Origin of the sequence: Candidatus Karelsulcia muelleri (assembly GCF_003214255.1) — a bacterium.
GTDB classification, from domain to species: Bacteria; Bacteroidota; Bacteroidia; order Flavobacteriales; family Blattabacteriaceae; genus Karelsulcia; species Karelsulcia muelleri_B.
The window spans coordinates 194,609-206,387 of sequence record NZ_CP029011.1 but is presented as its reverse complement, the minus strand read 5'-3'; the positions used below and the strand labels follow the sequence as shown (position 1 = coordinate 206,387).

General features: G+C 23.0%; 11 protein-coding genes and 2 tRNA genes. 5 read left to right on the top strand and 8 right to left on the bottom strand.

The window, feature by feature from the left end; all coding sequences use genetic code 11:
• The first annotated feature begins 174 nt into the window (after positions 1-174).
• Positions 175-456 (top strand): co-chaperone GroES, encoded by a 282-nt coding sequence (locus tag DDE61_RS01040; RefSeq protein ID WP_110473485.1) that lies wholly within the window; start codon positions 175-177, stop codon positions 454-456.
• A gap of 35 nt (positions 457-491) precedes the next feature.
• The gene (gene groL, locus DDE61_RS01035) at positions 492-2,126 is read left to right on the top strand and encodes a chaperonin GroEL (RefSeq protein ID WP_110476816.1); all 1,635 of its coding nucleotides are present in this window, start codon (positions 492-494) and stop codon (positions 2,124-2,126) included.
• A gap of 171 nt (positions 2,127-2,297) precedes the next feature.
• Here the strand turns inward: groL and DDE61_RS01030 are convergent, their stop codons facing one another.
• From DDE61_RS01030 to DDE61_RS01020, 3 genes are all read right to left on the bottom strand, one after another.
• Complete coding sequence (locus tag DDE61_RS01030; protein WP_110476815.1) at positions 2,298-2,645, bottom strand: DUF3127 domain-containing protein; 348 nt, start codon at positions 2,643-2,645, stop codon at positions 2,298-2,300.
• A gap of 65 nt (positions 2,646-2,710) precedes the next feature.
• Positions 2,711-3,013, bottom strand: a complete 303-nt coding sequence (locus DDE61_RS01025) for an iron-sulfur cluster assembly protein (protein WP_110467316.1) — start codon at positions 3,011-3,013, stop codon at positions 2,711-2,713.
• Entirely contained in the window at positions 3,000-4,613 is a 1,614-nt protein-coding gene (locus tag DDE61_RS01020) for an ABC-F family ATP-binding cassette domain-containing protein (RefSeq protein WP_110476814.1), read from the bottom strand. The genes DDE61_RS01025 and DDE61_RS01020 overlap by 14 nt, the downstream gene beginning before the upstream one ends.
• 34 nt (positions 4,614-4,647) lie before the next feature.
• Between DDE61_RS01020 and smpB the strand changes: the two genes are divergently transcribed.
• The gene (gene smpB / locus DDE61_RS01015) at positions 4,648-5,100 is read left to right on the top strand and encodes an SsrA-binding protein (protein WP_110476813.1); all 453 of its coding nucleotides are present in this window, start codon (positions 4,648-4,650) and stop codon (positions 5,098-5,100) included.
• On the opposite strand, the gene tatC is transcribed toward smpB, so the two are convergent.
• The 5 genes from tatC to DDE61_RS00990 form a co-directional block, all read right to left on the bottom strand.
• The gene (tatC, locus tag DDE61_RS01010) at positions 5,083-5,847 is read right to left on the bottom strand and encodes a twin-arginine translocase subunit TatC (protein WP_239493657.1); all 765 of its coding nucleotides are present in this window, start codon (positions 5,845-5,847) and stop codon (positions 5,083-5,085) included. The genes smpB and tatC overlap by 18 nt on opposite strands.
• Positions 5,848-5,902: 55 nt before the next feature.
• The gene (gene sucB / locus DDE61_RS01005; protein ID WP_110476812.1) at positions 5,903-7,024 is read right to left on the bottom strand and encodes a dihydrolipoyllysine-residue succinyltransferase; all 1,122 of its coding nucleotides are present in this window, start codon (positions 7,022-7,024) and stop codon (positions 5,903-5,905) included.
• Positions 7,025-7,037: 13 nt separating this feature from the next.
• Positions 7,038-9,746: a 2-oxoglutarate dehydrogenase E1 component gene (locus tag DDE61_RS01000; RefSeq protein WP_110476811.1), complete on the bottom strand. Its 2,709-nt coding sequence runs from the start codon at positions 9,744-9,746 to the stop codon at positions 7,038-7,040.
• Positions 9,739-11,079 (bottom strand): alanine--tRNA ligase, encoded by a 1,341-nt coding sequence (alaS, locus tag DDE61_RS00995; protein ID WP_110476810.1) that lies wholly within the window; start codon positions 11,077-11,079, stop codon positions 9,739-9,741. The genes DDE61_RS01000 and alaS overlap by 8 nt, the downstream gene beginning before the upstream one ends.
• A gap of 33 nt (positions 11,080-11,112) precedes the next feature.
• Positions 11,113-11,186, bottom strand: a tRNA-Met gene (locus DDE61_RS00990).
• A 109-nt stretch (positions 11,187-11,295) separates the two neighbouring features.
• Between DDE61_RS00990 and DDE61_RS00985 the strand changes: the two genes are divergently transcribed.
• Together DDE61_RS00985 and DDE61_RS00980 are read left to right on the top strand one after the other, a co-directional pair.
• Positions 11,296-11,667: an START-like domain-containing protein gene (locus tag DDE61_RS00985; RefSeq protein WP_110473250.1), complete on the top strand. Its 372-nt coding sequence runs from the start codon at positions 11,296-11,298 to the stop codon at positions 11,665-11,667.
• 7 nt (positions 11,668-11,674) lie between these two features.
• Positions 11,675-11,759 (top strand) — tRNA-Leu (locus DDE61_RS00980).
• Positions 11,760-11,779: the final 20 nt, after the last annotated feature.

The following is an 11,779-nucleotide window of genomic DNA, read 5'->3' as shown; positions in this document are numbered from 1 at the left end:
TGATAATAATATGTTTAATGTTAATTATTCTTATTTTTATCCAAAATAACTAATTTGAAAATGGATTTATTTAAAGTTAAATTTTTTTTAGAAAAAATAACATTTATATTAGCATTAATATTAATTATAATAATAATAATTTCTAATTATCTAATATAATCTAAATTTTTAAAGATGGCTAATTTAAAAATTAAACCTTTATCAGATCGTGTTTTAATAGAACCTTCTCCAACAGAAAAAAAAACATCTTCAGGAATAATTATACCAGATACAGCTAAAGAAAAACCTCAAGAAGGTATAGTAGTTGCAGTTGGAGGAGGCAAAAAAAATGAACCTCTTACTGTTAAAAAAGGTAATAAAGTTTTATATGGAAAATATTCTGGGACAGAACTTAGATTAAATGGAAAAGATTATTTAATAATGCGTGAATCTGATATATTGGCAATAATGTCGTAAGGTGGAGTGGTCGTGAATATGATGCAAGAATTTAAATGGCAAAAAATATTAAATTTGATATTGAAGCTAGAGATAAATTAAAAAAAGGAGTAGATGCATTAGCTAATGCCGTAAAAGTAACTTTAGGTCCTAAAGGCAGAAATGTTGTTTTCCAAAAATCTTTTGGAGGCCCCCAAGTAACTAAAGATGGAGTTTCAGTAGCTAAAGAAATAGAACTGGAAGATCCTATAGAAAATTTGGGCGCACAAATGGTAAAAGAAGTAGCTTCTAAAACAAATGATATAGCAGGAGATGGAACTACTACTGCAACAGTATTAGCACAAGCTATAGTTCGTGAGGGATTAAAAAACGTTGCAGCTGGAGCAAATCCTATGGATTTAAAAAGAGGAATTGATAAAGCTGTAGAAGCTGTTGTTAATGATTTAAAAAAACAATCTAAAAAAGTAGGTGGGAATAATGAAAAAATAAAACAAGTAGCCTCAATATCTGCTAACAATGATGAAGCAATAGGAAAATTAATATCTGTTGCTTTTGAAAAAGTAGGTAAAGAAGGAGTAATTACTGTTGAAGAAGCCAAAGGAATAGAAACGACTGTAGATGTAGTTGAAGGAATGCAATTTGATCGTGGGTATCAATCACCATATTTTGTAACTAATTCTGAAAAAATGATTACAGAATTTGAGAATCCTTATATTTTACTTTCTGATAAAAAAATTTCTTCTATGAAAGATATTCTTCCTATACTTGAACCAGTGGCTCAATCTGGAAAACCTTTATTAATTATTTCAGAAGAAGTAGAAGGAGAAGCACTGGCAACTCTTGTTGTAAATAAAATTAGAGGAGCATTAAAAGTAGCTGCAGTAAAAGCTCCAGGTTTTGGAGACCGAAGAAAAGCCATGTTAGAAGATATAGCTATCCTTACAGGGGGAACAGTTATTTCTGAAGAAACAGGAAGTAAAATAGAAGATACAAAATTAGAATTTTTAGGAAAAGCCGAAAGAATTATTATAAATAAAGAAAATACTACTATTGTAAATGGTAGTGGGAATAAAAAAGAAATAGACTCACGGGTAAATCAAATTAAAAATCAAATAGAAATAACAACTTCTGATTATGATAAAGAAAAACTTCAAGAAAGATTAGCCAAATTAGCTGGAGGTGTAGCAGTTTTATATGTAGGAGCAGCATCTGAAGTAGAAATGAAAGAAAAAAAAGATCGCGTCGATGATGCGTTACATGCTACAAGAGCAGCAGTAGAAGAAGGAATAGTTGCAGGAGGAGGAGTAGCATTGGTTAGAGCAATAAAATCTTTATCTTCTTTAAAAGTAGATAATGTAGATCAAAATACAGGAATAAAAATTGTAAAACGTTCTTTACAAGAACCTTTACGTCAAATAGTGGCTAATGCTGGAGAAGAAGGATCTGTAATAGTTGCTAAAGTAGCTGAAGGAAAAAAAGAATTTGGTTACGATGCTAAATTAGGTGAATATAAAAATATGATTTCTGAAGGTATAATTGATCCTACAAAAGTAACACGTGTAGCATTAGAAAATGCTGCCTCAGTTGCAGGAATGTTATTAACTACTGATTGTGTTATTACAGAAATAAAAAAAGAAGAACCTGCAATGCCCACTATGCCAGGTAATAGTGGCATGGGAGGAATGGTATAAAAAATTTAAACATTCCTAAATTGCTAGGTAATAGTGAGTGGCATTTTAGGAATTACTAATACCAATAATCCCATCCTACTAATACCACCAACCAAATAGATATTTTTTTTTAATAAATAAGCATGCAAAGAAAAGGCTGGCAAATTAGAAATTCTCATTAAAAAGGTATCATTAAAAAGGTAACTCATCAAATTCATCAATTGCTGAGTTAGTTGAACTTGAATTTTGAATTTTATTAACAGGTTCAATAGGTTTTTCTATTTTCCAGCCTTGGATAGAATTAAAATATTTTTTTTCACCAGTAGGTGTAATCCACTCTCTACCTTTTAAATTAATAAATATTTTTATTCTATCCTCTATAGAGAAATTCTCTATTAATTTTACTTTGCTTTGAATAAATTCAATTAACAAGTTTTGTGGGTACTGTTCTTCCGTTAAAACTAGTATTTCTCTTTTTTTAAACCCATTTTTAAAATGTTTAATATCAAAAATTTTTTTTAAAATGCCTAGTATTTCCAAATCAAATAAATTTTAAAATTAACTACTTATAGTATAAGAAATTTTTTTTAAAAAAACAAATTTGTTTAAACCCCTAATTCTAAACGAGCTAATTCACTCATAAATTTATATGTCCAATTAGGAAAAAATGTAATAATTACATCTACTTTTTTTACATAGGAAATATTAAAAATTTTTTTTTTTATTATTTTGGTAAAACTTTCAGCTACAGGACAATGAGGAGTAGTAAGAGTCATAATAATTCTTATAATGTTTTTATTTCTAATTCTTAGATCATAAATAAGACCTAATTCATAAATATTTATTGGAATTTCTGGATCAAAAATATTTGATAATATAGAAATTATTTTCTTTTTAAGAATTAACATTCAAAAATTTTTTTTTATAATTACAAAAAGCTTCAAAGTTATGATAATTTATTATTGTTCCTGAATCAGTAATTTCAATAAAATTATTACAAACAGTTTGTAATAATTTTTGATCTCTAGAAGTAATTATTATATTACCTTTAAATTCTTTTAAAGCTTTATTTAAAGAAGTTATTGCTTCTAAATCAAGATGATTGGTTGGTTCATCCAGAATTAATACATTTCCTTTTAATAACATTAACATAGCAAACAAACATCTCATTTTTTCTCCTCCAGATAATATTTTTACTTTTTTAAAAGTTTCTTCTCCACTAAAAAGCATTTTTCCTAAAAAACTACGAAGATTTTCTTCACTATAAGTTTCATTGAAACCAATAAATTGGTTCAACCATTCAATTAAATTGAATTGATTATTAAAATAATTAAAATTATTTAATGGTAAATATGAATACTTGACTGTTGTCCCCCATTGATATTTTCCACTATCTTGAGTTAAATTTCCAGTAATAATTTCATAAAAAACAGTAGTGCAATTACTATTATTAGAAAATAAAGCAATTTTATCACCTTTCTTTAAATTAAAATAAATATTTTTTAATAAAAATTTATTATTAATTTTTTTAGATAAATTTTTTATATTCAAAATTTGGTCTCCTACTTCACGTTCTTGTTCAAAACAAATATATGGATATCGCCTTGATGATGCAATTTTTTTTTTTAAATTTAAATTTTTTAAAATTTTTTTTCTTGAAGTAGCTTGTCTTGCTTTAGAAGCATTTGAACTAAATCTTAATATAAAATTTTCTAATTTTTTTTTTTTTTCTTCTATTTTTTTAGAAAAAATTTTATTTTGTTTAATAGCAATTTGAGTAGCTTTATACCAAAAACTATAATTTCCAGTAAAGAAATTTACATTTCCAAAATCTATATCACAGATATGAGTACAGATACTATCTAATAAATGACGATCATGAGAAACAACTATTACTGTATTTTCATATTTTGATAAAAAATTTTCTAACCAATAGATAGTCTCTACATCTAAATCATTAGTTGGTTCATCTAAAATTAAAACATCTGGATTTCCAAAAATTGCTTGAGCTAATAAAACTTTAATTTTAAATTTATTTTCTAAATTTTTAATTAAAAAATTATGAGAATATTCTTTAATTCCTAAATTAGATAAAAGAATAGAAGCATCTTTTTCGGAATTCCACCCATTAATTTCTTCAAAAAGAACTCCTAATTCAGCAGCTTTTAGACCATCTTTTTCTGAAAAAAATTTTTTTTTATATAAATTATTTATTTGTTTTTTTAATTTAAATAATTTCATATTTCCCATTATTACTGTTTCTAAAGCAGTGTAATTATTATAATTATTATGATCTTGTTTTAAAAAAGAAATTCTTTTTTCAGATTCAACTAATATCTTACCCTTAGTAGGTTTTTGTTCTCCAGAAATTATTTTTAAAAAAGTAGATTTTCCAGATCCATTTGCTCCTATTATTCCATAACAATTCCCTTTAGTAAATTTAATACTTACATTATTAAATAATAATCTTTTTCCAAATTGAAAATATAGATTTTGTACAGTTAACATATATTAATAATTAATAATAAAAAAGCAAACTTATATGAAATTAATAATTAATAATAAAAAAGCAGGTTTTGATTATAATCTTTTAAAAAAAGAAAAATTTATAGCTGGAATAGAATTATTAGGAATTGAAGTTAAATTAATAAAACAAAAAAAAGTTTCTATTAAAAATAGTTATTGTAAATTAATAAATAACAATATTTACATATTTGATATGTATATTTCCAATTCAAATATTTACAATACAAAATTTTCTCCTAAAAGGAGAAGAAAACTTCTTTTAAAAAAAAAAGAAATCAATAAAATAAAAAAACAAATTAAAAATTTAAATTTAAATATAATTCCTACTGAAATAGTATTAAACAATAGAAATTTTATAAAAATTAAATTTTTTTTAGCTAAAAGTAAAAAAAAATATGAAAAACGAAATCTTATAAAGATTAAATCTTTAGAGAAAGCAAATTTTAAAAAATTATATATTAAATATTAAAGTAATTATTATACTTAATTCATATAATAAATATAAAGGACAAAATATTAATATAGTTGTTATAAATTCACCAGAAGTAATAGCTGAAGCAATTATAAATAATAAAAAAAATGCATATTTTCTATATTCTTTTAAAGTCTGAAAAGTGATTAAATCCAATTTTGATAAAAACAAAGGAATTAAAGGAAATAAAAAAAGAATTCCCATTAATATGGTAGAATTAATTATTAATATTACATAATCATTTAATGAAAAAATATTTTTAGGAAAATTACTTATAAAAAAAGTATTTGAAAATTGTATTGCAAATGGAGAAAGGATAAAATATCCAATTATTAAACCTAATATCAATAATATTGAAGACAATATTAAAAGATTTTTTATAATTTTTCTTTCTTTAAGAAAGAGACCTGGTTTAATAAAATTCCAAAGTTCATAACAAATAAATGGATAAGACAAAATTATTCCTCCTATTAAAGAAACCAAAACATAAGTATTAAATTGTCCTAAAAATTGATTGTTTTGAATAATAATTTTTTTTGGAGCAATATTAATTTGTTGATGAAAAAAATATCCAAGTTTATAAATTAAAGTATAAGATATAAAATTAGATCTTATAGGTGAAAAGATGATATAATCAAATATAAAGTTTTTATTTATTAACACAAAACATGTAAAGAATATTATACTAATAATACTTCTGAGGAGAAGTCTTCTAAGATCTTGAAAATGATCAAAAAAGGACATATTTTTATATGAATTCATATCCTTTCTTCTTGTATCAATTAAAATTAATTACAAATTAAAAAAAATTATTTAAATTTTCTTTGGATCCTATTAAAAATTTAATAGGATTTTCTATTGATTCTTTTATTGAAAATAAAAATCCCACTGCTTCTTTCCCATCTATAATTCTATGATCATAAGATAATGCTAAATACATAATTGGAATAACTTTGATTTTGCCTAATTTTACTATAGGTCTTTCTACTATAGAATGCATTCCTAATATAGCACTTTGCGGAGGATTTATTATCGGAGTAGATAACATAGATCCAAAAATTCCTCCATTTGTTATAGTAAAAGTTCCTCCAATCATTTCGTCTATAGAAATAGTGGAATTTTTTATTTTTAAAGAAAAATTTTTTATAGTTTTTTCTATTTCTCTGAAAGAAAGAGTATCAGCATTTCTAATAACTGGGACTAATAATCCTTTTGGGCCAGCTACTGCTATATTTATATCAAAATATTTAAAACATATTTTATTTTTTCCTTTATCATCTATCATAGAATTAATATCTGGATAATTTTTTAATGCTCTTATACAAGATTTTACAAAAAAAGCCATAAATCCTAATTTTACTCCATGTTTTTCTTTAAAAGAAAATTTATATTTATTTTTTAAATATAAAATATTTCTCATATCTACTTCATTAAAAGTAGTCAACATAGCTGTTTTATTTTTTACTTCAACAAGTTTTTCCGAAATTGTTTGTCTAAGTTTAGTTAATTTTTTAACAATAAAAAATCTATTAAATTTATTCTTTAATTTATTCTTTTTTTTTAATAAATTCTCTTCTTTTTTTTCTTCTTTTTTTTCTTCTTTTTTTTCTTCTTTTAAAAAATTCTCTTCTTTTTTTTCTTCTTTTAAGATTTCTTCTTTTAAGAAATTCTCTTCTTTTTTTAAAAAAGAAGTATCTATTATACATAATAATTCTCCTACTTTTAAAGTGTCTCCTTTTTTGGCTTTAAAAAATAATCTTCCACTTGCTTCTGCACAGATTTCTAAAGTAGCTTTATCTGAATCTATTTCAGCAATTACTTGATTTTTTTTTACAAAATCCCCATTGTTAACTAACAATGATGAAATTTCTACTTCTGTTATTGATTCTCCCGGAGAAGGAACTTTGATTTCTAAAATCATTAAAAATATATTTTTATATATTAAATATTTTTAATAATAACTTTTTTTGATCATTAACATAATCATTATATGATCCAGTAGAAGGGGCTGATCTTTCAGGTGGAGAAACTATAATCCATGGAATTTGACTATATTTTCTAAATATAAAAGGCCATACTCCCATATTTTCTGGTTCTTCTTGTACCCACATAATTTTTTTTTTTTTAGGATATTGCATCATTATTTTTTCAATAGAATTCTTTTCTATTGGATAAATTTGTTCAATTCTTATTATTGCAGTCTTTTCTTTTTTCAAAAGATTTCGAAATTTAATTAAATCATAATATATTTTGCCAGAACAAAAAACTATTTTTTTAACATTTTGTTTGTTAACAAATTTATCATCTATTATTTTTTTAAATTCTCCATTAGAAAGTTCAGTTAATAAAGAAATACAATTTTTATTTCTTAATAAACTTTTTGGAGTAAAAATTATTAATGGTTTTCTAAAATAAAATTTTATTTGTCTTCTTATAAGATGATAAAAATTTGCTGGAGTAGTACAATTGCATAAAAAAATATTATTATTTGCACATAACTGTAAATATCTTTCAATTCTTGAAGAGGAATGTTCTGATCCTTGGCCTTCATCTCCATGAGGTAAAAGTAAAACTAATCCATTTTGGATTTTCCATTTTGTTTCTGCAGAAGATAAATATTGATCTATTATAATTTGAGCTCCATTACTAAAATCTCCAAATTGGGCTTCCCATAATGTTAAAGTATCTTTAGAAAACATGGAATATCCATATTCAAATCCTAAAACTCCATATTCAGATAATAAAGAATTATAAACATATATTTTTCCTTGTCCCTTTCGAAGATTATTTAGTAAATAAATTTTTTCTTCCAATTCTGAATTAATTACAATATGTCTATGAGCAAATGTTCCTCTTTCTACATCTTCTCCAGATAATCTTACATTATAACCTTCATATAATAAAGTGCCATAAGCAAGTAATTCAGCCATTCCCCAATCTACAATCTTTTTTTTTAAAAGAAATTCTAATTTCGAATGAAAAATTTTTTCAGTTTTTTTGTAAATTTTTTTTCTTTTCGTCAACGAAAAAATTTTTGTTCCTATTTCTAATAGAATTTTTAAAGAAAAAGTAGTATTTATTTTTTTTATGATATCTTTATAAGATGCATCAATTAATTTTTCTTTATATGAAAAAAAAAAATCTAATTTATTTTTTAAATGATTTTTTGAATCAGTATATCCTTTATAAAGATAATTTTGATATTTTTTTTCAATTTTTTTTATAAAATTTTTATCAATCAAATTTTGCTTTTTAAGTTTTTCTTTATAGATCTCATATATATTTTTATGATTGTCAATTAATTTATAAAAATATTGTTGAGTAAAAAGAGGATCATCTCCTTCATTATGGCCATATTTTCTATAACCTAATAAATCTACAAATACATCTTGATTATAATACATTCTAAAATCTAAAGCAAATTTAATCGAGTAAATTACGGCTTCTATATCATCTGAATTCACATGTATAACTGGAGAAAGAATTACTTTAGCTAAATCTGTAGAATACAGACTTGAACGAGATTCTGAACAGTTAGTAGTAAACCCAATTTGATTATTTATAATAATATGTATTGTTCCCCCAGTTTTATATCCTTCAAGGAAAGACATTTGAATAACTTCATATACTATTCCTTGAGCAGAAATAGCTGCATCTCCATGTAAAAGGATTGGAAGAACTTTATTAAAATTCCCATAATAATCATTATCAATTTTTGCACGAACAATTCCTTCGACAAGAGGATTAACAGATTCTAAATGAGAAGAATTAGGAACATTAATAATCTTAATTTTTTTTCCTAATTTATTTTTTTTAGATTTTTTATATCCTAAATGATATTTAACATCTCCTAAGAAGTTATTTTCAGTATATTTTTTTCCAAAAAATTCACTAAAAATTTTAGTACATTTCTTCTTAAGAATATTACATAATATGTTTAATCTTCCTCTATGGGACATTCCTATTACAAATTCTTTTATAGGATAATTAATAGAAGAATATTCAAGGATATAATCTAAAGCAGGTAAAATTGATTCATTTCCTTCTATTGAAAATCTTTTTTGTCCTACAAATTTTGTATGAATAAATTCTTCAAATTTTGTAGCTTGATTTAATTTTAAAAATATTTTTTTTTTTTCGTTATTAGATAATAAAAATTTTTTATTAAAAAATATCCAATTATTAATCCATTTTATTTGTTCTGGATTATTAATATACATATATTCAAATCCAATTGATTTACAATATTTTTTTTTTAACCCCAAAATTACTTCTTTAAGAGAAGAAGATTGCATGCCTACTTCTTTCAAAGAAAAGAAATTTTTTTCAAGATCTTTTTTTTCAAGATTAAAATTTTTAATATTTAAGGTAGGATAAAAAAAAATTTTTTTTTCAAAAAAAGGATTATTTTTAGCAAAAAGATGACCTCTTTCTTTATAAGAATTAATTAATTTTAAAACATTTATTTCTTTAGATATTTTTATTTTCTTGGATTTTTTTTTTCTTTTTTTTTTAAAAAAATTCAATCCTTGAAAAAAAAACCGCCAACTGTTGTTTACAGAAGTAGGATTTTCTAAATATTTCAAATAAAAAATTTCTATTTGTTTATAATTTATTTTATTTAAAAAAAAATATTTAGACATAAATATTCTTTTTCTTTGTTTTAGAACGTAATTTTTGTTTTAACATTTCTTTTTCAAAAGAAAATTTGTCAATAATAAAATTATTTTTTAATGCAAAAAGATTTGCTAATTCAAATGGTAACCCATATGTATCATATAATTCAAATATGATTTTTCCATTTATAATAGTTTTTCCTTCTTTTTTTAAATAAGAAATAATTTTATAAAATTTTTTACTCACTTTAAATAAATTTTTAAAAAATAAGAATTCTTCTTTTTTAATTAAATTACTTATAAAGTTTTCTTTAATTTTTGAATTCTCATTATTTTTTTCTGATAAAACTACTTTTACAAGTTTATATAAAAACGATTTTTTTATATTTAAATATAAAAAATAATAAACTATTGTTCTTCTTAAGAGTTTTCTTATTATATATCCTGATTTCTTATTTGAAGGAATTATCCCATCTTTAATAGCAAAGACAATTGCTCTAATATGATCTGCTAAGACACGAATTGCAATATCTTCTTCTTCTAATTTTCCATAAACTTTTCCAGTAATATTTTCTATTTCTTTAATTAAAGAAATAAAAATATCAGTATCATATGTAGATTTTTTGTTTTGTAAAACCATACATAATCTTTCTATTCCCATCCCAGTATCTACATGAGATTTCGATAATTTTTCAAGATTCCCATTTTGGGTTCTAAAAAATTCTATAAAAACTAAATTCCATAATTCAATTACTAAAGGATGTCCTTTATTAATTAATTTTTTTCCCTCTATTTTTTTTTTTTCTCTAAGATCTATATGTATTTCTGAACTATATCCACAGGGGCCTGTATTCCCCATTTCCCAAAAATTATGTTTTTTATCAAAAAAAACAATTTGATTTTCATTTATTAAATTTTTCCAATATTTATATGATTCTTTATCAAATTCTAAATTTTCATTTAGATTTCCACTAAAAATAGTAACATAAATATTTGATTTTCTGATTTTAAAGGTTTTTGTTAATAATTCCCATGCCCACTCTATAGCTTCTTTTTTAAAATAGTCTCCAAATGACCAATTTCCTAACATTTCAAACATAGTATGATGATACTTATCTCTTCCTACATCAGAAATATCATTATGTTTGCCTGTAATTCTAAGACATTTTTGAATATTTGTAATTCTTACATATTTTGGGTTCTTATAACCAAGAAAATATTTTTTAAATCTATTCATTCCAGCATTAGTAAACATTAAAGATGGATCATCTTTTGCTAAAAGGGAAGCCGAATCAATAATTTGATGATTTTTTTTCTTAAAAAAATCTAAAAAAATTTTTTTTATATCTTTATATTTCATTAAATGATGGCACTAATTTTAAATTACTTTTAATAGCGTGAGGGGGAATTGAACCCCCAACCTCCGAGTTATGAATCCGACGCTCTAACCAAATGAGCTATCACGCCTTTTAAATTAAAACTTTTAAATTAAAACTTTTAAATTAAAAAATAATTTTTTTTTTAAAATTACCTAATTTTATATTTAGGAAAATATTTTTTAAAAAAAAAATAAAAAATGCTTGAACCAATTAAGTTCGAATTTCAATTGAATTATTCAAAAAAAATGTTATATAATTATATTTATACACCTGAAAAAATGGCAAAATGGTTTGCTGACTATGTTCAATCTATAGGATCTAGATATATTTGTTTTTGGAATGGATATGAAGAAACATGTTTTTTAATTAAAAAAAAAAAAGAAAAATCTGTAAGATACAAATGGGAAAAATTTGAAGAAAAAAAATATTATTTTGAATTTCTTATTCAAGAAAAACTAAAAAAGTTATATCTTATAATAACAGATTTTGTTAAGAAAAATGAAATAGAACAATCGAAACTGTGGTGGCAAAACAAAATAAAAATTTTAAAAAAAAGAACAGAATCTTAAAATTAAAACTCACGTGGTGAAATTGGTATACACGCTACCTTGAGGTGGTAGTATCTATTTAAGATATGCTGGTTCAAATCCAGTCGTGAGTACTAAAGTAATTTTTTAAAAT